This window comes from Duganella kummerowiae (assembly GCF_053572355.1).
The window spans coordinates 188,596-208,358 of record NZ_JBKFEH010000008.1; the positions used below are offsets into that span (position 1 = coordinate 188,596).

Sequence of the window (19,763 nt, forward strand, 5' to 3'; positions counted from 1 at the left end):
CGATGACGCGGGAAGGATGCGCGCCGCCGGAGACGGGGCTGAGGGGCCGGATGAGGCCAGGCCGCGCCGGGGGAGTGGAAATAAAAAAACCCCGCGCGGCGACCGGCCGCCGGCGGGGTGGAGGGTCTTGCCTGGCGCCCGCTTGGGCGCCTGTTTGCCTTTACTTGGCGGCCGATGCGGCGGGGGCGGAAGCGGCCGGAGCGGCAGCCTTGTCGCCTTCGGCTTTCTTGGCTTTCTTGTGGTGCTTGACCGGAGCCGAGGCGGCAGCCGAGGCGGCGCTGGCCGAAGCCGAGGCCGATGCGGCCGAGGCAGGGGCAGGGGCAGGGGTCTGGGCGAAGGCGGCGCCGGCTACCAGGGTGGCGATCAGGGCGGTGGCGATTTTGTTCATGGTGTCTCTCCTCAGGTTGGGTTCAGTAGTCTGGATCAGGGTAAGGCTCAGTTGCTTGGCTCAGTTGCTTGGCTCAGTTGCTTGGCTCAATTACTTGGCTGCGGCGTCCTTGCCGGCGTCCTTGGCTTCAGCGGCAGGTTTGGCGGCGCTCTTTTTGTGGTGAACTTTTTTCTCGCTTTTCTTCACCTCGGCCTTGGCTTCGGCCTTGGCGGGCTCGGCGGCCGGGGCCGAAGCGGCGGGGGCCGGGGTTTGCGCGAAGGCAGCGGTAGCGAACAGGCCGGCGATAACGGTAGCGATGACTTTTTTCATGATGCGTTTCCTTTTCGGGGTTCGGCGTCGGGAACTATTCCCGTGTCGCATGAGCAAAAAACGTGGGGGCGGACGTCCCAGTTGACCCTGATTACACACCCTTACCGATGCTTACATCGCGTTACAAACCCTGGCTGGGATGTAATAAGATAGCGGCCCGGCTTTCCCCACTAGGAGTTCTCCCCATGCGCAAGACCTTCGCCGCCCTGGCCGCCCTGGCCGCCTTCCCCGCCTTGGCCCAGCAACTGCCCGTCGTCAGCGAGACGCCGCTGCGCGCCCACCTGTCCTTCCTGGCCGACGACTTGCTGGAAGGACGCGGCACCGGCCAGCGTGGCGGCGACCTGGCGGTGCGCTACCTGGAAACCCAGGCCGCCGTAATCGGCCTCAAGCCCCTGGCCGACGGCGGCTACCGCCAGCCGGTGCGCATCGAGGGCACCCGCCTGCTGCCCGGCAGCGAAGTGCGTTTCACCGCCGGCGGCAAGACCATCGTGCCGCAGATCGGCAAGGACATCGTGTTCGGCACCGCCTGCGGCCAGGCCGAGGTCAAGCTGGATGCGCCGCTGGTGTTCGTCGGCTACGGCGTGCGCGCGCCCGAGGAGCGCTGGGACGACTACAAGGGCGTGGACATGAAGGGCAAGATCCTGGTCATGATGGTCAACGATCCCCAGCCCACCGCCGCCGAGCCCAACCGCTTTGCCGGCAAGGCCTACACCTATTACGGCCGCTGGCTATACAAGTTCGAGGAAGCCGTGCGCCAGGGCGCGGCCGGGGTGCTGCTGATACACACCACGCCCTCGGCCTCCTATCCCTGGTCGGTGCCCGCCAACGGCTTCAGCCATGAGCGCTTCCACCTGGCCGTGGCCGGCAATCCCATCGAAGGCTGGCTGCACGAGGATGCGGCGCGCGCCCTGTTCGCGGCCGCCGGCCAGGACCTGGACGCGCTGCGGGCCCAGGCTGAAACCCGCGAATTCCGCCCGATGGATTTGAACGTGCGGGTCAGCGGCGAAGTCAAAAGCACGGTGCGCCAGGTGGAGCAATTCAACGTGGTCGGCATCGTGCCCGGCACCGACGCCAAGCTGAAGCAGCAGGCCGTCGTGTATTCCGCACACTGGGACCACCTGGGCATGGACGAGGGCGCGCGCCGCGACGATCCCACCGACCATATCTGGAACGGCGCCATCGACAATGCCTCGGGCGCGGCGGCCCTGCTGGCCATGGCGGCCGAGGCGGTCAAGCACCCGGCCAAGCGCACCCAGGTGTTCCTGTGGCCGGCCGCCGAGGAGCAGGGCTTGCTGGGCAGCGCCGCCTACGTGGCCAAGCCGGCCTGGCCGCTGAGCCAGACCACGGCCGACCTCAATCTGGACAGCATGAACTTCGTCGGCAAGACGCGCGACATCGGCGTGGCCGGGGCCGAGCGCAGCAGCCTGTACGAGACCGCCGGCCAGGTGGCCAGGCAAATGGGCCTGACGCTGGCGCCCGCCATCCCCGACATTTCGGGCGCCTATTTCCGGGCCGACCATTTCAATTTCGCCAAGGCTGGCGTGCCGGCCTTTAACGTGGGCTCGGCCGTGTTCTCGGGCGACGGCTATTTCGACTTCGTCAGGGATGGCGAACGCTCCAAGGCCCGCCTGGTGGCCTTCAAGAAGGATTACCACCAGGTGACGGACGAATACCATGCGGACTGGGACTTGTCCGGCATGGTGCAGCAGGCCCAGTTTACGCTGAACCTGGGCTATGCCCTGGCCAATGCGCCCGGCATGGCGACCTGGAAAGCCGGCGACGCCTTCGGCCAGGTAAAACGCTGAGCAGGTAGTGGGATATATGCCACAGAGCAACATGTAGCCATGCCTTCCCGCCTATAATGCCGTCAGGCCTGGTCCGGCATGGTCCGGCATGGTCAGGCAAAAACACAGGCACAGGCGACACCATGACCTTCCCACTCTTGCGCGCCGTGCTGGCGGTCCTGGCCCTGCTGCTGGCCTGGCCGGCCGGCGCGGCCACCTACAACTACAACGGCAGCGGCGCCACGGCGGCCGGCTGCCTCTACGACGCCAGCGTCAAGACCTACACCTGCGCTGCCGCCGTGGTGGCCGACACCGACGTGGCCATCATCGCCACCGGCTACACGGTCAAGGTGACCGGCTCCGAAACCTTCAGCTACAACCAGGGCCTGCAGATGAGCGGCAGCGCCAGCCTGCAGGCTACCGGCAACCTCGACATCAGCAACATCAATCCGTCCAACATGTCGATCACGGGCGGCACCCTGGTAGCGGGCGGCAATTTCAAGATGGGGTCGCAGGTGCAAAGCATCACGGCCAGCATCACGGCCGCCAGCTACAGCAGCGGCGGCAACCAGGTCAGGATCACGGGCGACCTCACCACCTCTGGCCAGGCCGCGCTGGGTTCGGCCACCACCCTGACCGGTTCCGTGTATTGCGGCTCGCTGACCACCACATCGACCACCAGCATTTCCGGCCTGGTCAACTGCAGCGGCTCGGTGGACCTGGCCTCCTACACCACGGTGGGCGGCACGGTGACGGCCGGCACCTACATCAACACCAACTCGCCCGTCACCCTGAACGGCGCCCTGAGCGCCACCACCTACATCAACATCGCTTCCGGCAGCAGCGTGGTGGGCAATATCACGGCGCCCACGGTATCGCTGCTGGCGTCCTCGGTGACGGTGCGGGGCGACATCACGGCCACCACCTCGCTGACTGTGGCCAGCGGCAACACCGTCTACGGCAACGTCACGGCCGGCAACATGACCATCAACGCCTCCGGTGCAACGGTCAACGGCAACGTGAACCTGACCGGCGACCTGACCATGGGGTCCGGCACCACCATCAACGGCAACCTGGTGGCGCGCGACGTCACCACCCAGTCGTCGGAGGCCTACATCAGCGGCAACGCCTCGGTCAATTCCATCTACCTGGCCTGGCACGCCCGGGTCGGCCAGGTCATCAGCTGCACCGGGACCGGCGCCAACAACGCCACCTGCAGCTGCGTGAACAACAACTCCGGCTACACGGTGGCGCCCAACGCGCCCGTGTGCGCGGCGCCCGCCGCCGCCGGCGCCCACCACATCCAGATCACCCATGACGGCAGCGCCCTGACCTGCGCCGCCGAGACGGTCAGCCTGAAAGCCTGCGCCGACGCCAGCTGCTCCACCCTGTTCAACGGCAGCATCAGCGGCACCCTGTCGCCGGGCGGAGCTGCGTTCACCATCCCGGCGGGCGCGGCCGGCAGCGGCACCGTCAGCCAGGGGACGGCTGGCACCGCGGCGCTGAGCGCCAGCAGCACGGCGGCAACCAACCCCAGCACCTGCGTCAACAGCAGCAACAGCGGCAGCAGCACGCCCTGCAACATGAGCTTCACGACCTCGGGCCTGGTGCTGAGCGTGCCCGACCACGTGGCCGAGACAGCCCAGACGCTTACCATCCTGGCCAAACAGGCCAGCGCCAGCAACCCGGCCGTGTGCGTGCCGGCCGTGAAAAGCAGCACCCAGGCGGTCAACTTCAGCTGCGGCTACAGCGACCCGTCCAGCGGCAGCAAGCTGGTGCGCATCAGCAATGGCGGCAGCTATGTGGGCGCCGGCAGCGGCGCCTGCTCGGCCTCCAGCACCGGCACGGTCAACCTGGCTTTCGACGCCAACGGGCAGGCCACGGCCAGCCTGATGTATGCCGACGTGGGCCTGGTCAGCCTGAACGCCAGCCTGGCCAGCGCCGGCAGCGGCGCCCAATTCAGCGGTTCCACCACCTTCACGGCCGGACCCAAGGCTTTCGTACTGGCCGCCACCAACAGCGCCGGCGGCGCCAATCCGGCCGCCAGCGGCACGCCCAGCGCCACCACCGCCGTGTTTGCCAAGGCCGGGGAGACCGTCAACCTGGCCATTTCCGCCGTCAACAACGCGGGCGCCGTCACGCCCAACTTCGGCAGTGAAGCGACGCCCGAGGGAGTCAGCCTCAGCAACTCGCTGGTGGTGCCGTCCGCCAGCCTTAGTTCCAACGGCACGGCGCCCAGCGCCGGCGCGGTCAGCGCCACCCTGGGCGCCTTCAAGAATGGCAGCAACAATGGCGTCAGCAGCGGCACGTTTTCCTGGAGCGAGGTGGGCGTGCTGAGCCTGAACGCCACCATCAGGAACAGCAGCGGCTACTACATGGGCAAGAGCGGCACCGGCACCGCCGGCGGCCAGCTCAGCGTGGGCCGCTTCGTGCCCGACCACTTCGGCACCGCCCTGCTGGCCGACGCCAGCAACCTGGGCGACAGCAGCAGACACGATCCGGCCTTCATGGCCTGCAACGCCAGCGCCTTCGGCGGCGTCTCGCCCTGCCCCGCGCCCAACGCCGGCGGCTGGTTCGTGTATTCCAAGCAGCCCTACAGCCTGGTGGTGACGGCCTACAACGCGGCCAACGGCGTCACCAGGAACTACGATAACAACTTCACCCTGGCCAAGCCCCATACGCTGACGGCCTGGAACGCCCTGGGGGCAACGGCCGCCGCCAGTCAGCTCAAGGGCGATGGCAGCGGCGGCATCGCCTGGAGCGGCGGCGCCGCCAGCATGCCGGCCGCCAGCTTCGCGCTGGGCGTGGGCACGGTGGCGGTAAGCTCCGCCAGCCGGCCGCTGTACCAGTTCAAGGGCAGCTACCCGGATCTGGTCAGCGCTCCCACCAACATCTATGTGCGCGCCAGCGATGGCGAGGCCAGCTCGGCCCGCACCCCGGCCGCCAGTTCCACCGAAGCGCTGCTGACCGTGGTCAGCGGCCGCGCCCTGTTCAGCAACGGCTATGGTGCGATGACGTCGTACATGCCGGTCACGGTCACGGCCCAGTACTGGAACGGCAGCGCCTACCTGCTCAATCCCGCGTATGCGCAATCGATCGCCTCGCCCTCCTTCCAGTTCAGCAATTACCAGAAGGGCATGTCCAGCGGCAGTTACACCATGACGCCGCAGGGCGCCGCGCCGCTGGCCTTCAGCGCCGGGGTGGCGCGCTTCCGCCTGGGCCCGCCGAGCCCGGCGCCGGCCGCCAGCGGCTCGGTGGACCTGCGCCTGCTGCCCAGCGGCAGCGTCCCCTACATCAACTACCTGCCCGACGTGCTGGGGCGGCAAGTGTTCGGCATCTACCGGGCCGGACCGGTGGTCTACCTGCGCGAAGTGTTCTAGGCGCGCAGCAGGCGCGTCTGCGCATCCCTCAAAAAACGGGTAGCATGCCGGTTTCCGCCCAACCATGAGGAACGATAACAATGGAAACCAACTCCCAGTGGATAGACATCCAGACCGATGACGGCCAGTTCGGCGCCTACCTGTCCCTGCCGCGCGGGGGCAGCGGCCCGGGCATCGTGCTGCTGCAGGAAATCTTCGGCGTCAACCAGCACATCCGCAACGTGGCCGACCAGTACGCGGCCGACGGCTATGTGGTGATCGCGCCCGACCTGTTCTGGCGCCAGGGGGCCCGCATCGAGCTGGGCTATGTGGACGCCGACTGGAAGCGCGCCGTGGAACTGATGCAGGCCACCGATTTCGCGCAGGCCCAGGCCGACGTGGCCGCCACCCTGAAAGTGCTGCGCGCCCGCGATGGCGTGGGCAAGGTGGCCGCGCTGGGCTACTGCTTCGGCGGCCGCCTGTCCTACCACACGGCCGCCAACGGGCTGGTGGACGCGGCCGTGGCCTATTACGGCGGCGGCATCCAGAACGCGCTGGAGCGCGCCGGCGAGATCAAGGTGCCGGTGCTGATGCACTTCGGCTCGGCCGACAGCCACATCCCGAACGAGGCTGTGAAAAGCATCGCCGAACGCTTCGACAGCAACGAGCAAGTGGAAATCCACGTGTACGACGGCGCCGAGCACGGCTTCAACTGCAACCACCGCGGCTCCTACCAGCAGCGCGCCGCCGCAGAGGCCCACGGCCACACGCTGGTGTTCCTGAGCGAAAACCTGTAAGCGCAGCCCTAGGTGTCCGCAGCCCCCGGAGCCCCAGGTGTCAGCCCCGGTGTCAGTGTCAGCCCCGGTGTCAAGCCCCGGTGTCAGGTCTGCCAATAGTAGCCCCGGTGTCAGGTCTGCCAATAGTACATGGGCCCGCCTGTCGAAGCGGCCTCATGTACCAATGGCAGACCTGACACCGGGGTGTTGCCACCGGGGTGTTGCATGGTGTGGGGGGGCGGTGCGGCCATGTCAGGCTATCATAGGCATCTTGCCGGGCCGCCGTCCTATCGCTTAGGGGGGAAGCCCGTTACCGCTCATAGAAAGGATGCTCATGGCCCGCTTGACCCTGGCGTTTCCAGCCGACCAATTCTATTTCACCACCATGCAGACCGTGCGCGTGACCGACATCAACGCGGCCCGCCACCTGGGCAACGATTCCATGATTTCCATGATTTCCGAGGCGCGCGCCCGCTTCCTGTTCGAGTACGGCGTGGCCGAGATAGACGAGGACGGCAACGGCATCATCGTCACCGACCTGGCCACCACCTACAAGGCCGAGGCCCATGCGCGCGACCAGCTGCGCTTCGAGGTGGGGGTGATGGACTTCAACAAGTACGGCGGCGACGTGATCTTCCGCGTGACGCGGCCGGCCGACGATACCCTGGTGGCGCTGGCCAAGCAGGGCTTTGTGTTCTTCAACTACCAGCGCGGCGAGGTGGCGCCCATGCCGGCCGGCTTCGCGGCCAAGTTCGCCACCGTGAATTACGTCTAGGACTTGCCCTTGCCGTGTAATACCTCTTTCTTGAACCATTCGTCCAGCATACGCTTCTCGTAGCGCAGCGGGTCGCCGGCGGAATAGCGGTTGATCTGCTGCTGGTACATCATGTCCGACAGCTGGCTGTCGCCGCTGGCCAGCACCTGGTCGCCGGCGCGCAGGGTGTAGCGCAGGTGCATGCGCGGCCAGTCGGCCCCGCCCGTCATCAGGCGCAGCTCGTCGGTGCCACGGCGCGGCCAGATCATGCGCCCGGCCAGGTCGATGTCCAGCACCTCCACCTCCAGGGTCTGTCCGGCAGGGAGCTGCTTGCCCAGTTCGGTGAAATGCTCGCTGACGTCGCGCAGCAGGCGCTCGCGGTCGTAGTCGGAGCGCGGCACGTCGGCGAAATCCTCGGGTTTGACATAGTGGACGCTGACCTGGGCCCAGGCAGCGCCGCCGGCCAGCAGGGCCAGGGCGGCCAGCAGCGGACGGGTATGGCGTAACAGGGTATGCACGGCATTCTCCTTCATGTTCATCGATACAATATAGCGCCATTCACCGCCACGCGCGCGGCTTGAAGCGCTTTGTTACCAATTCCTGTCATGCGGCTGTCATATCAAAAACATATGATGGCGACCCAGCCGCCCAGCCCCAGAGGCGGCCACCCATCACTTACAGGAAGAATCCATGAGCGCTACCCCCGATCTGTCTCGCCGCCGCCTGATGCAACTGCTCGGCGGAGCCCCCCTGCTGCCGCTGGCCGGCGGCAGCGCCGCCATGCTGCTGTCGGCCTGCGGCGGCGACACCGGCTACAGCAACCCCAGCGTGCCGGCCACCGCCAAGCCGGTGGTGCAACTGAGCTCGGTCAGCTACACCGGCATGGCCGCCCCCAGCCTGGCCAATGCGGCCGCCATGGCCACCACCACCGTGTCGTCCGGCCTGACCGCGACCTACAGCGACGGCAGCAAGGCCAGCTACACCCTGCAATACCAGACCTTCTTCATCACTGGCGCCATGGTCCCGGACGGCAAGGGCGGCACCATCCTGGCCGGCGGTTACTACGACATCAACAACAAGCCCATCCTGGATACCACCGACGCCAACAAGCGCCAGTTCTTCTCCGACTGCCCGGACGGCAGCTCGCTGCTGAGCCTGGCCAACGCCACCGTCAGCGGCGTCAAGGGCAATACCGTGTTTGCCGTGGTGCAGTTCGAATACACCACCCGCAACGTCAAGGGCGATTCCATGTACGGCATGCTGCCCTCCCCCATCGCCATCCTGACCCTGGACCAGGACAAGAGCACCGGCAACCTGTCGCTGGTCAAGTACCACAACGTCGATACCAGCGGCGTGAACGGCCTGTGGATCACCTGCGGCGCCAGCCGCTCGCCGTGGAACACCCACCTGTCCAGCGAGGAGTACGAGCCGGACGCCACCGCCATCGCCACCAATACCCAGTTCGCCAATTTCAGCACCAACCTGTTTGGCGACGCCACCAAGGCCAATCCCTACCACTACGGCCACCTGCCGGAAGTGACGGTCAACCCGGACGGTACCGGCAGCATCAAGAAGCACTACTGCCTGGGCCGCATCTCGCACGAACTGGTACAGGTGATGCCGGACGAGCGCACCGTGCTGATGGGCGACGACGCCACCAACGGCGGCCTGTTCATGTTCATCGCCGACAAGGCCCAGGACCTGTCGTCCGGCACGCTGTACGTGGCCAAGTGGACCCAGAAGACGGCCGAGAACGGCGGTTCCGCCACCCTGTCGTGGATCAAGCTGGGCAGCGCCAGCAGCGCCGAGATCAAGGTCTACGCCGACCTGCTCAAGGCCGCCGACATCATGAGCGTGAAAACCACCGATCCGGCCGACGCCAGCTACACCAAGATCCCGTTCAGCGGCAAGACCAACTGGGTCAAGGTGGTGCCGGGCCGCGAGAAGGCCGCCGCTTTCCTGGAAACCCACCGCTACGCCGCGCTCAAGGGTGGCAGCCTGGGCTTTACCAAGATGGAAGGCACCACCGTCAACGCCAAGGACAAGATCGCCTACTCGGCCATGAGCTACATCCAGGCCGCCATGACCAACGGCTCGGGCGGCATCTCGGTAAAAGGTCCGAACGCGGGCGCCATCTACGCCATGAACCTGGCCGGCAGCCAGAAGGACGACACCGGCGCCGCCATCAACAGCGAATGGGTGCCGGTCGACATGGCCGCCGTGCCGGCCCTGGTGGGCGAAGACCTGGCCACGGCCGACGCCCTGGGCAACCTGGCCAACCCGGACAAGATCGCCAACCCGGACAACATCAAGTTCTCGGAAAAGCTGCGCACCCTGTTCATCGGCGAGGACAGCGGCCTGCACGTCAACAACTTCCTGTGGGCCTACAACGTCGACACCAAGCAGCTCAGCCGCCTGCTGTCGACCCCGTCGGGCGCTGAATCGACCGGCCTGCACGCGGTGGACGACATCAACGGCTTTGCCTACATCATGAGCAATTTCCAGCACCCGGGCGACTGGGAAGCAGCCCTGCACGGCAAGGTGCAAGCCACCCTGGATCCGCTGATACGCGCCAACTACCGCGACCGCTACGGCGCCGCGGTCGGCTACCTGACCGGTCTGCCGAATCTGAATCCCTGAGCTGCATCCCTGACCAGCAGCGCTGAGCCGCAAGGCTCAAGCCCAGCCCGCCGCGCGCCCGCCCGGCGGGCTTTTTTTTTACTGACCGCATCCAATGTTACAAGTTGCGTGGCAATATTGCTAAAACGAAGTATTGTTGTGCAGGTCCGGGCCGCAGTGTGACGCTGCGCAACAGGAAATAATATTGCCTGTTGTTAAGAATCGTGACCCCGACTACAATCGGTTCTTGTGCCTGACTTCCTGATCGTGTGACTTTTGCGGAAACGTTATGTCTTTTTTGTCTAGTGCTGCACCCAAGTTGGCCCCTTGGAAAGTCCTGCTGGTCGATGACGAACCGGACATCCACGACATCACCAAGCTGACCCTGAGCCGCTTCCGCCTGGACGGCCGCGCACTCACCTTCCTGCACGCCTACAGTGGCGAGGAAGCCAAGCAAGTGCTGGCGCGCGAGACCGACATCGCGCTGGTGTTCCTCGACGTCGTGATGGAGCGGGAGGACAGCGGCCTGGAAGTGGCGCGCTGGATGCGCCAGGACCTGGACAACCAGTTCACCCGCATCGTGCTGCGCACCGGCCAGCCGGGCCAGGCGCCCGAGGAACGCGTGATCGTCAACTACGACATCAACGACTACAAGGAAAAAACCGAGCTGGACCGCACCAAGCTGTTCACCACCACCTTTGCCGCGCTGCGCGCCTACCGCGACATCATGAAGGTGGAGGAAGCGCGCAAGGCCCAGGCCAACTACCGCGAGGGCCTGGAGCGGGTGATCGCGGCCTCGTCCCACATCTTCCAGCAGCGCAACCTGAAGGATTTCGCCAACGGCCTGCTGCAGCAAGTGGTGGCCCTGCTGCGCCTGGAGCACAGCATGCTGTTGCGGGTGCGCGGCGCCACCGCCATCGGCGGCGAGCAGGACTACGAAGTGCTGGCCGAGATCGGCGACCAGGACGGCAGCCTGCTGACGCCCGAACTGCTGGCCGAGCTGGACGCCGCCAAGAGTAACAAGATCTCGCGCGTGCAGGGCGACACCTATATCGGCTATTTCCCCAACCCCAGCGGCAAGCACTCGCTGCTGGTGCTCAAGGGCGTGGAAGAAATTTCCGAAATCGACACCAAGCTGCTGGAAGTGTTCTGTTCCGGCGTGGCGATCGCCTTCGACAACATCCTCTTGACCCAGGAAATCACCGACACCCAGGCCGAGCTCATCCTGCGCCTGGGCGACGTGGTGGAGTCGCGCTCCAACGAGGCCGGCAACCACGTGCGGCGCATGGCCGAAGTCTGCCATCTGCTGGCGTCCGCCGCCGGGCTGCCGGAAGACGAGGTGGCCGTGCTGCGCCACGCGGCCCCCATGCACGACATCGGCAAGATCGCCACTCCGGACGCCGTGCTGCTGAAACCCGGCAAGCTCGATGCGGCCGAGTGGGAAATCATGAAGCAGCACCCGGCCGTGGGCCTGTCCATCCTGGACGGCTCGCAACGCCCCATCCTCAAGGCGGCCGCCGTGATCGCCCACCAGCACCACGAGAAATTCGACGGCAGCGGCTACCCGCAGGGCCTCAAGGGCGAGGATATCCACCTGTACGCCCGCATCGTGGCGGTGGCCGACGTGTTCGACGCCCTGATGCACAAGCGCTGCTACAAGGAAGCCTGGCCGGTGGCGCAAGTGGTGGAACACCTGCGCGAAGTGGCCGGCCACCACCTGGACCCGGTCTACGTGGAACTGCTGTGCCAGAACATCGACCGGGCACTGGCCATCAACGAGCGCTTCCCGGACTGAGAGGACGTTTCAAAATGACCATGGCGTCCTCAGAGCTAGTCCCTGAGTAGTTGTTGGGCAATGCGCAGTTGCGCATGCTCGAAGGCTGGCGTGAAATCATCCAGGTCCGCGCCGGCCATGCCGACCGCCTGGCTGGCCATTGCCCGGGCTCGACATGCAGGAAACCGTGGTTCTGCACATGGTCGTCGACATTGGTGATCAGCAAGTTGAACACCAGGCGGCGCCACAATTGTTCCAGGTCGGCGCCGGGATCGACGCAGTTTGCAACGATCACCTCGGCAATCTGGGTGTAGGCATGGTCTTCCCGGCGCGTAGCCTGCAGCATCGAGGCGGCCGACAGATAGGGGATGCGTCCGTCCCCGGCCATCCTGTCGAAACGGCGTATCAGCGCCACCGGGATATCGTCGGACATGACGACGCGCGACTCCGCCACCGTAATGCCGGCGGCGGCGGCCAGGTGCAGCGCCAGGACTTCGCCGCGTGTCAGGCAGCGCTCGTCGCTCACGCTGGGGAACTTGCCGATCGCCAGATGCCCGTCATCGTCAATAACGCTGCACTCGGGCCGCATCCCGCCTATCGAGGTGCCGCGCCCGCGCAGGTAGCGCAGGTCGGCTTCCGTTTCCCTGTTCAGCTCGACCGCACGCGACGCCGCCATCAGCTGCGCCAGTTCCAGCAAGGGCGGCGTGCCGCGGCCCCCCTCCTCCATCACGCGCAGGAACTCATTGCTGTCCGGGTCGGCAAGGCGGAGGGCGCCGATGCGGCTGAAGTCATCGACGCCCAGCAGGAAATCCATGTCGTTCAATTCCGCCGCAATGGCCGCCTTTCCCGCCTGCTGCGCCGCCTTGCGCCGCTTGGCGTGATCGCGCGCGATGACTTTGCAGCCCCAGCCATCAGGCGCCGTATCGGCAAAGGCGAAATGGAATACTGAATCTTCCCTGCGCCGCCGCCGCGCGAGGGCCAGGTCGCTGCCCAGTTTCTGGATCGCCCTGAGCACCGGGGCCGGCAGGACGGCACCTTCCTTAGCGCTCACATATGAGCGCTTATACTGTTTTTTGGGTTCCATGTGAGCGGCTAGCCAGTTTCACGTTAGACCCTGTATTGGCTCCCCGGTGCGCTTTTGTCAACCAGCGCTCATTTGCGCCGCACCTTGGGGAAGCGCAGCTTGTAGTGCAGGCCCATGCCGGGTGCGCTGGCAACCTTGACGGTGCCGCCCAGGGCGCCGGTCACCAGGTTGTACAGGATGTGGGCGCCCAGCCCGCTGCCACCCGAGCCGCGCTTGGTGGTGAAGAAGGGATCGAACAGCTGCGCCAGGGTGGCCGTGTCCATGCCCATGCCGTCGTCGCCGTATTCGAACTCCACCCAGTCGCCGTCGACCTTGCCCTTGATGCTGATCTTGCCCTGCTGGCCTTCCTCGAAGCCATGCACCAGCGAGTTGACCACCATGTTGGTGAGTATCTGCGAGATGGCGCCGGGGAAGCTGGCCATGCTGATGTTGGGATCGCAATCGATCTCGACTTTCACCGGCTTGCCCTTGAGCTTGGGCTGCAGCGACAGCAGCACCTCGTCCAGGTACTTGCGCAGGTTGAAGCTGCGGATGTCATCCGAGGACTGGTCCACCGCCACCTGCTTGAAGCTGCGCACCAGGGCCGCCGCGCGCTGGGTGTTGGTGGTCATGATGCGTAGCGACTGGTCGATCACGTCGAAGAAGGCGTTCAGCCCCTCCTCGTCCAGGGCGCCGGCGGCCAGGTCCTCGCGGGTCAGCTTGAGTTCCTGCACCAGGTGGCTGGTGGCCGTCACGCAAATGCCCAGCGGAGTGTTGATCTCGTGCGCCACGCCGGCCACCAGGCGGCCCAGCGAGGCCAGCTTTTCTTGCCGCACCAGCTCGCCCTGGGCTTCCTTGAGCGAGGCCAGCGCGCCCTCCAGGGCCGCATTGCGCTCCTCGAGTTCCTGCTGGGCCAGGTGGCGCTTGGCGGCCTCCTGCTGCAGCTGGGCGGTGCGCTCCAGCACCGCGCGCTCCAGCCGGTCCACGCTCTGCAAGCCCTGCAGGGCGCTGGACACGTGGTTGGCGATCTGCGCGAACAGGGCCTGGTCTTCCTCGCTGAACGTGTGTTCGTGGTCGTAGCTCTGGATCACGATGGCGCCCAGCACCTGGTGGTTCTGGTCCAGCAGCGGACAGCCCATCCAGTGCTCGGCGATGGTGCCGATGCCGAAGCCGCTCAGCTGGTCGCGCTTGGAGCGGTGCTGCTCGGCCGTCATCACCAGGCGGCGGCCGTTGAGCAGCACCCAGGCCGTGGGCGAGGCGCCCGGCGCCAGTTCGACCACCTTGTCGCGGCTGGGCGGGTCATCCACCTCGTCGACGAAATACACGAAGCGCACCTGATTGGCGGCGCCATCGCTGAGGCAGACGAAGAAATTGGCCGCATACATGATGCGGCCCAGGGCCGCGTGCACGGCCTGCAGGAATTCGGAAATATCGGTGCAGCTGCTCGATTTCTGTCCGATTTCGAGCAACATGGCTTGGACTGCTTCAAGGCGGGCGAGGCGGTTTTCCATCTGTTTTCCCATAACGGCTTGCGTACAGGAAATACTATCAGGTCGCCCGCCCGCCGTCACGGCTTGCGGCAACCGCCGTCCACCCAGGCCTGCGCAGTGTTGGAAGTAAGCTTGAAATCGGGGCGCACGCGCACGGCGGCCAGCTGTTCGCCGTCGCCATCCCAGGCGCTCAGGGTGGCGTAGGGGTCATCCTCGTCCGGCACGATATCGAGCTTGACCACGACACGGCCGTGCTCGCCAGCCACCGCCACCTGCTTGTGCAGTTGGGCGTGCAATTGCTGCTCGTGGCGGCGCAGCACCTCGTTGGCGGTCTTGACCAGGGTGTGGAAGGCCGTGATGTCCAGCGGCTTGGGATTCTTCTTGTCGCGCCCCATGGTCCAGGGACCGACCAGGGCCGGCTCCGGCTCGCCATCCTTGATCATGGCCACGGCCCAGCCATCGTCATCCTCGTTCTTGATCACGCGCGCAGTCCAGCCCTGGCCCTGCCACAGGCGGGCTTCTTGCACTAGGACATCTTCTTCTGGCTGGTCGGACATGGGCTACTCACGGTTTCATGCAGGGGGCTGCATGATACCGCAAGGCCCGTCACCACACCATGGCCGGATGGCGCTGCGGCGTCGCCGGCGGCCGCGCGGGAGACTTGCGCGGATCGATGGCCGGCTGCGGCATTTCATAGGTGTAAGGATTGATGATGATGGGGGGGATGGTCGGCGGCGCCGACGGCGGCCCCTTGGGACCGCCATGGTCCTTGCGGATCTTGTGGACGCTGCGCTGGCGCCGGGTGTAGGTCGAAGGTAGCGGTTGACCTTCGCGGATGTCTGGAACAGCCATGTTGCCCTCCATGTGAGAGTCAGGCTATCAGTATAGGCAAGGATATCTTTAATTCAAGGCCAACCGCTCAGGCTCTTTGCTTGCCGTTCATCCCGCCAATTGTGCGCTTCGTCGCAGTCCGCTGGCGCCGCCGGGACGTTCCCCCTACAGTGGCATCACAGCAGAACAACATCACAACAGATCACAACAGAACAGAGAGGCCCGCCATGCGCAGCAACACCAACAAACTGATCCCCCTGGCCATCGCCATCCTGGTGGCAGGCCTGGTCCTCAACAGCATCGACGCCGGCGACTGGCACATGCAGATCGACGGCGACGAGATCGACGGCCCGCTGGGCGCGCTGCTGGGCGTGGTGTTCGGCAGCGTGGGCCTGGTGATAGGCGCCGTCGCCATGGTGGCCGCCGCCGTGTTCGTGGGCGTGCTGTGCGCCGGCCTGGGCATTGCGCTGGTGTCCGGACTGGTGCTGCTGGCCGCCGTGCTGGCCACCGCCATCTCGCCGCTGCTGCTGCCGCTGCTGATCCCGTTCGGCTGCTACTGGCTGTTCGTGGTGCGCCCGCGCCGCCGCCGCGAACGCGAGCGCGCACTGATGCAGCACGCGATGTAACGATTACCGCCGGACGCGGCCAGCACAGCCTGGCCGGTCCGCCCTTTCAGCCCGGCGCCGCTCCGCGAGAGCGGCGCCGCCATTTTCAGGGTCCGCCTTCGACCCGGTTGCGCCCGCCATGCTTGGCGCGGTAAAGGGCCTGGTCGGCGCGGTTCAGGGCCAGGTCGCCGCCGCCGTCGGCCGCGTCCATGGCGGCGATGCCGATGCTGGCCGTGACCAGCACTTCCCTGCCATCGAGCCGCAGCGCAGCGGCCGCGATGCGCTGGCGCAGGCGCTCGGCAAACACGGCGGCCGCCGCCAGGTCGGCGCCCGGCAGCAGCACGCCGAATTCCTCCCCACCCAGCCGGCCCGGACTATCGACCTGGCGCAGGGTCTCGCCCAGCACCCCGGCCACGTGGCGCAGCACGGCGTCGCCGCCCGCATGGCCGTATTCGTCGTTGATGCGCTTGAAATGGTCCAGGTCCAGCAGCAGCACGGCGGCCTGCGAGTGCGGCTCGCGCCGCAATCGCCGCTGCTGTTCCTCCAGGCGGCGCATGAAGTCGCGCCGGTTGGGCAGGCCGGTCAGGAAGTCGGTGGTGGCCAGTTCGCGCAGTTCCTGCTGCAGCCGGCGCTGCTCGGTGACGTCCACCGTGGTGACGATGATGAAATCCAGGCTGTCCTCGTGACCCGGCATCACCAAGAGGGTCAGCTCGTGGTAGCGCACCTGGCCGTCCAGGCGCGCGTAGCTGGCTTCGCCGCTGACGTGGCGCCGGCCCGCCGCCAGCGCTTCCAGCACGGCGGCAAAGGCCGGCATGGCGCCGCTGTCGAAGATCTGCCCCAGCCCCAGGCGCGGCAGCACCTGCTCCTTGCCGCCCTCGGCGCCGGCCTGGCGCAGCGCGGCCGCGTTGGCGTCGGTGATGCGCACCAGGTCCGCCAGGCGCCGCAGTTGGCTGGGATTGGCCTCCAGGTAGCGCGCCAGCTCGGCCGGTTCACGCTCCAGTTCCGCCAAGGCGAAGCGCACCGCCGACCAGTCCTGCTGCCACAGCGCCACCGGCGCCAGGTCCACCAGGCTGCGGAAGCGCGCCTCGCCGGCGCGCAGGTCCAGCGCGGCCTGGGCCTGCTCGACGGCGATGCCGGCCAGGTGGGCCGCATCACCGATCAGGGCCAGGTCGTCGGCCTGCGGCCGCAGCGCATGGCGGTGATAGATGGCGAAGGTGCCCAGCACCTGGCCGCCGGCCCCCAGGATGGGCTCCGACCAGCACGAGGCCAGTCCGGCGCGGCTGGTCAGGGCCAGGTAGGGCTGCCAGCGCGGATCGCTGGCGATATCCTCGACGATCACGCGCCGGCCGGTCAGCGCCGCCTCGGCGCAGGAGCCATGGCCGACGCCCAGCACGGCGCCCTCCAGCGCCTCGCTGTAGAAGTCCGGCAGGCTGGGGGCAGCCGCCACCCGCAGGCGCTCGCCGTCGCGCAGCAGGATGCTGCACATGCTCCCGTGCTGGCCGGCCTCGACGCCGCGCACCACGGCTTCCAGCACGGCCGCCAGCGGCGCCCCCGTGGCCAGCAGTTCCAGCACCTGGCGCCGCTGCCGCTCGCGCTGCTCGCTGTGGCTGAGCGCGCTGATGTCGCGGAAGGCGCGCAACCGCGCCAGCTGGGTGCCCAGGCGCAGCGGCCGCTCATGCTGCTCCAGCACGCGGCCGTCCCTCAGCCGCAGCAGGCTGCGCACCGCCACCGTGCCGGTGTAGCCATCCGAGGCCGCCGCACCCGGGGCAGCCGGTCCTGGCGCTGCCTGTCCTGGCGCGGCCTGTGCCGGCGTGGCCACGCCCGGAGCGGCTGGCCCCGCCGTCGCTGGTGCTGGCGGCGCGGGATGCTGCGCCCCGCCGCCAGCCGTGCCGGCCTGCGCAGGCCAGGCGTCCTGTCCGGTCGCGCGGCCAGCACTATCTGCCGCCGCGCCTGGCCAGTCCGCCGCCGGCGTGGCGGCATCCGGCAGGCACAACTGCGCCATGTGGCGGGCCAGGGCGGCGCCGTCGCGCCAGTCGAGCGGCGGCGCCACCCGCCACAGCTGGCGGAAGCGGCGGTTGGCCTTCAGCACCACGCCTTGCGGCAGCTCGACCAGGATGCCTTCCTCGGTGGCGTCCAGGATGCTGGCCAGCAGGGCCTCGCTGCGCTGCGCCGCCGCCGCCGCCGCCGTGGTGGCGCGCTGGCCCTGCTGCAGCGCGTCGGCCAGGCGGCGCGAACGGGCCAGCGCGGCGCGCGCCCGCACCCGGCTGCGGGCCAGCAGCCAGGTCAGGGCGGACAGCAGCACGCTCAGGGCGACGCCAGCCAGCGCGGCCCGCAGCGGCCGGCCGCTGCCGTCCAGCGCCAGCCCGGGCAAGGCCGCCACCCGCAGGGTCCAGCGCCGGCCGCCTATGCTGATCTGCTGCAGGCTGGTGCGCACATGTGCTCCCTCCAGGGCGCCGTCATACATCAAGGTGTGCGGCGCCACCGTCTCGCCATCGTAGATTTCCACGTCCAGCCCCGCCGCACGCCCGCCGCCCAGGCCGGCCACCACGTCGCCCACGCGCAGCGGCGCATAGACCCAGCCGCGGATGGCGGCGCGGCGCTGCGCCAGGGTGGCCAGCGGCAGGCCCGGGAGGTAGTCGGGCAGCAGCACCAGCACGCCAGCCGGCCCCGCCCCGGCGCTCCCGTCCTGGCGCAGCCGCAGCATGCCCGTCATCGCCGGCGAGCCGGAGTCGCGCGCCCGCTCCACGGCGGCGCGCCGCACCGGATCAGCCAGGGTGTCATAGCCGAAGGCCAGCAAGTTGGCGCCGCTGAATGGCTCCAGGTAGGTGATGGGCGCATACTCGGGCCGCGCGCCGCCGGGCGCCACATGGAAGTCCGGATAGCCCTCGCGCCGCACGGCAGCCTCGTAGGCCGCCAGCCCGGCGCCGGCCACGTGGCGTACATAGCCCACGCCCTGCAGGCCAGGCATGCGCTGGTGCAGCTCCAGGCCTTCCAGGTAGGTGCGGAATTCGCTCCGGTCGACATCTTCCGAGCTGGCGAACAGGCCACGCACGGCATACAGGGTGTGGATGTAGGCCTGCATGCGCGCATCCAGGCTGTTGACCAGTTCACGCACGCGGAACTGGAAATCAGCCTCGGCATCCTGCTCGGCGTCGCGCAACACGGTTTCCCACACGGCGGCGCTGGCGCCCAGGCCGCCGGCCAGCACCAGCGCGGCCAGCACGGCGGGCCGCAGCAGGATGGAACGCAGCCGCCCCAAGACCATCTAGCGGGCTGCGACGTACTGCTGGTAACCGCGCGCGCGCAGCTCGCACGCCGGGCAGGTGCCGCAGCCGTGGCCCCAGTCGTGCAGCTCGCCGCGCTGGCCCAGGTAGCAGGTGTGGGTGCCAGCGCGGATCAGGTCCACCAGGGCCGCGCCGCCCAGCTCCTCGGCCAGTTCCCAGGTCTGGCGCTTGTCGCGCCACATCAGCGGGGTCTCCAGCTTGAAGCGGGTGTCCATGCCCAGGTTGAGCGCCACCTGCAGGGCCTTGATGGTGTCGTCGCGGCAGTCCGGATAGCCGGAAAAATCGGTCTCGCACATGCCGCCCACCAGCACCGTCAGGCCGCGCCGGTAGGCCACGGTGGCCGCCACCGTCAGGAACAGCAGGTTGCGGCCAGGGACGAAGGTGTTGGGCAGGCCGTTGGCCTGGGTTTCGATGGCGATGTCGTGGGTCATGGCGGTCTGGCCGATTTCCGACAGCAGGCCCAGGTTGATCATGTGGTCCTCGCCCAGCTTGGCGTCCCAGGCGGGGTCCAGGCGGCGCAGGCTGTCCAGCAGGGCCGGGCGCACGGTCAGTTCGACCGCGTGGCGCTGGCCATAATCGAAGCCCATGGTTTCGACGCGGGCGTAGTGCTTGAGCGCCCAGGCCAGGCAGGTGGTGGAATCTTGGCCGCCGCTGAACAGGACCAGGGCGGTATCGGTAACTAGCATGGTATGTCTTTCTCTGTAGGGAACCTCAAAAACCTGCTGCG

The 19,763-nt window shown here is 67.5% G+C and carries 16 protein-coding genes; 7 read left to right on the forward strand and 9 right to left on the reverse strand.

The window, feature by feature from the left end; genetic code table 11:
* Positions 1-160: 160 nt before the first annotated feature.
* Positions 161-388, reverse strand: coding sequence for a hypothetical protein (locus ACLB1G_RS08655; RefSeq protein WP_491626801.1), 228 nt, complete (start codon positions 386-388; stop codon positions 161-163).
* A 90-nt stretch (positions 389-478) separates the two neighbouring features.
* Complete coding sequence (locus tag ACLB1G_RS08660) at positions 479-697, reverse strand: hypothetical protein (protein ID WP_491626802.1); 219 nt, start codon at positions 695-697, stop codon at positions 479-481.
* Positions 698-882: 185 nt separating this feature from the next.
* Here ACLB1G_RS08660 and ACLB1G_RS08665 point away from each other — a divergent pair, with 185 nt between their 5' ends.
* The 4 genes from ACLB1G_RS08665 to ACLB1G_RS08680 all read left to right on the forward strand — a co-directional run bounded on the left by ACLB1G_RS08665 (position 883) and on the right by ACLB1G_RS08680 (position 7,391).
* Complete coding sequence (locus tag ACLB1G_RS08665) at positions 883-2,502, forward strand: M28 family peptidase (protein WP_491626803.1); 1,620 nt, start codon at positions 883-885, stop codon at positions 2,500-2,502.
* Positions 2,503-2,624: 122 nt separating this feature from the next.
* On the forward strand, positions 2,625-5,861 hold the full coding sequence (locus tag ACLB1G_RS08670) for a DUF6701 domain-containing protein (RefSeq protein WP_491626804.1): 3,237 nt from the start codon (positions 2,625-2,627) through the stop codon (positions 5,859-5,861).
* A gap of 80 nt (positions 5,862-5,941) precedes the next feature.
* Positions 5,942-6,637: a dienelactone hydrolase family protein gene (locus tag ACLB1G_RS08675; protein WP_491626805.1), complete on the forward strand. Its 696-nt coding sequence runs from the start codon at positions 5,942-5,944 to the stop codon at positions 6,635-6,637.
* Between the two features lie 313 nt (positions 6,638-6,950).
* Positions 6,951-7,391, forward strand: a complete 441-nt coding sequence (locus ACLB1G_RS08680; protein WP_491626806.1) for a thioesterase family protein — start codon at positions 6,951-6,953, stop codon at positions 7,389-7,391.
* Here ACLB1G_RS08680 and ACLB1G_RS08685 read toward each other — a convergent pair.
* Positions 7,388-7,888 carry a DUF3016 domain-containing protein gene (locus ACLB1G_RS08685; protein ID WP_491626807.1) on the reverse strand — a complete coding sequence of 167 codons (501 nt, stop codon included), beginning with the start codon at positions 7,886-7,888 and terminating at the stop codon, positions 7,388-7,390. The genes ACLB1G_RS08680 and ACLB1G_RS08685 overlap by 4 nt on opposite strands.
* 172 nt (positions 7,889-8,060) lie before the next feature.
* Here ACLB1G_RS08685 and ACLB1G_RS08690 point away from each other — a divergent pair, with 172 nt between their 5' ends.
* Positions 8,061-10,010, forward strand: coding sequence for a PhoX family protein (locus ACLB1G_RS08690; RefSeq protein ID WP_491626808.1), 1,950 nt, complete (start codon positions 8,061-8,063; stop codon positions 10,008-10,010).
* 268 nt (positions 10,011-10,278) lie between these two features.
* Entirely contained in the window at positions 10,279-11,784 is a 1,506-nt protein-coding gene (locus ACLB1G_RS08695) for a DUF3369 domain-containing protein (protein WP_491626809.1), read from the forward strand.
* Here the strand turns inward: ACLB1G_RS08695 and ACLB1G_RS08700 are convergent.
* The 4 genes from ACLB1G_RS08700 to ACLB1G_RS08715 all read right to left on the reverse strand — a co-directional run bounded on the left by ACLB1G_RS08700 (position 11,762) and on the right by ACLB1G_RS08715 (position 15,168).
* Positions 11,762-12,847, reverse strand: coding sequence for a type II toxin-antitoxin system HipA family toxin (locus ACLB1G_RS08700; protein ID WP_491626810.1), 1,086 nt, complete (start codon positions 12,845-12,847; stop codon positions 11,762-11,764). The genes ACLB1G_RS08695 and ACLB1G_RS08700 overlap by 23 nt on opposite strands.
* 68 nt (positions 12,848-12,915) lie before the next feature.
* The gene (locus ACLB1G_RS08705; RefSeq protein ID WP_491626811.1) at positions 12,916-14,298 is read right to left on the reverse strand and encodes an ATP-binding protein; all 1,383 of its coding nucleotides are present in this window, start codon (positions 14,296-14,298) and stop codon (positions 12,916-12,918) included.
* Positions 14,299-14,393: 95 nt separating this feature from the next.
* Positions 14,394-14,873: a hypothetical protein gene (locus tag ACLB1G_RS08710; RefSeq protein ID WP_491626812.1), complete on the reverse strand. Its 480-nt coding sequence runs from the start codon at positions 14,871-14,873 to the stop codon at positions 14,394-14,396.
* 49 nt (positions 14,874-14,922) lie between these two features.
* Positions 14,923-15,168: a hypothetical protein gene (locus tag ACLB1G_RS08715; protein WP_491626813.1), complete on the reverse strand. Its 246-nt coding sequence runs from the start codon at positions 15,166-15,168 to the stop codon at positions 14,923-14,925.
* A 206-nt stretch (positions 15,169-15,374) separates the two neighbouring features.
* On the opposite strand from ACLB1G_RS08715, the gene ACLB1G_RS08720 reads away from it, so the two are divergent.
* Positions 15,375-15,773 carry a hypothetical protein gene (locus ACLB1G_RS08720; RefSeq protein ID WP_491626814.1) on the forward strand — a complete coding sequence of 133 codons (399 nt, stop codon included), beginning with the start codon at positions 15,375-15,377 and terminating at the stop codon, positions 15,771-15,773.
* Between the two features lie 85 nt (positions 15,774-15,858).
* Here the strand turns inward: ACLB1G_RS08720 and ACLB1G_RS08725 are convergent, their stop codons facing one another.
* Both ACLB1G_RS08725 and queC read right to left on the reverse strand, forming a co-directional pair.
* Positions 15,859-19,011: a CHASE domain-containing protein gene (locus ACLB1G_RS08725; RefSeq protein ID WP_491626815.1), complete on the reverse strand. Its 3,153-nt coding sequence runs from the start codon at positions 19,009-19,011 to the stop codon at positions 15,859-15,861.
* A gap of 6 nt (positions 19,012-19,017) precedes the next feature.
* Complete coding sequence (gene queC, locus ACLB1G_RS08730) at positions 19,018-19,722, reverse strand: 7-cyano-7-deazaguanine synthase QueC (RefSeq protein WP_491626816.1); 705 nt, start codon at positions 19,720-19,722, stop codon at positions 19,018-19,020.
* Positions 19,723-19,763: the final 41 nt, after the last annotated feature.

Excerpts from the sequence above, each read along its gene's own strand:
- ACLB1G_RS08655 (WP_491626801.1), bottom strand. The coding sequence starts at position 388 with ATGAACAAAATCGCCACCGCCCTGATCGCCACCCTGGTAGCCGGCGCC.
- ACLB1G_RS08660 (WP_491626802.1), bottom strand. The coding sequence starts at position 697 with ATGAAAAAAGTCATCGCTACCGTTATCGCCGGCCTGTTCGCTACCGCT.
- ACLB1G_RS08665 (WP_491626803.1), top strand. The coding sequence starts at position 883 with ATGCGCAAGACCTTCGCCGCCCTGGCCGCCCTGGCCGCCTTCCCCGCC.
- ACLB1G_RS08670 (WP_491626804.1), top strand. The coding sequence starts at position 2,625 with ATGACCTTCCCACTCTTGCGCGCCGTGCTGGCGGTCCTGGCCCTGCTG.
- ACLB1G_RS08675 (WP_491626805.1), top strand. The coding sequence starts at position 5,942 with ATGGAAACCAACTCCCAGTGGATAGACATCCAGACCGATGACGGCCAG.
- ACLB1G_RS08680 (WP_491626806.1), top strand. The coding sequence starts at position 6,951 with ATGGCCCGCTTGACCCTGGCGTTTCCAGCCGACCAATTCTATTTCACC.
- ACLB1G_RS08690 (WP_491626808.1), top strand. The coding sequence starts at position 8,061 with ATGAGCGCTACCCCCGATCTGTCTCGCCGCCGCCTGATGCAACTGCTC.
- ACLB1G_RS08695 (WP_491626809.1), top strand. The coding sequence starts at position 10,279 with ATGTCTTTTTTGTCTAGTGCTGCACCCAAGTTGGCCCCTTGGAAAGTC.
- ACLB1G_RS08700 (WP_491626810.1), bottom strand. The coding sequence starts at position 12,847 with ATGGAACCCAAAAAACAGTATAAGCGCTCATATGTGAGCGCTAAGGAA.
- ACLB1G_RS08705 (WP_491626811.1), bottom strand. The coding sequence starts at position 14,298 with ATGTTGCTCGAAATCGGACAGAAATCGAGCAGCTGCACCGATATTTCC.
- ACLB1G_RS08710 (WP_491626812.1), bottom strand. The coding sequence starts at position 14,873 with ATGTCCGACCAGCCAGAAGAAGATGTCCTAGTGCAAGAAGCCCGCCTG.
- ACLB1G_RS08715 (WP_491626813.1), bottom strand. The coding sequence starts at position 15,168 with ATGGCTGTTCCAGACATCCGCGAAGGTCAACCGCTACCTTCGACCTAC.
- ACLB1G_RS08720 (WP_491626814.1), top strand. The coding sequence starts at position 15,375 with ATGCGCAGCAACACCAACAAACTGATCCCCCTGGCCATCGCCATCCTG.
- queC (WP_491626816.1), bottom strand. The coding sequence starts at position 19,722 with ATGCTAGTTACCGATACCGCCCTGGTCCTGTTCAGCGGCGGCCAAGAT.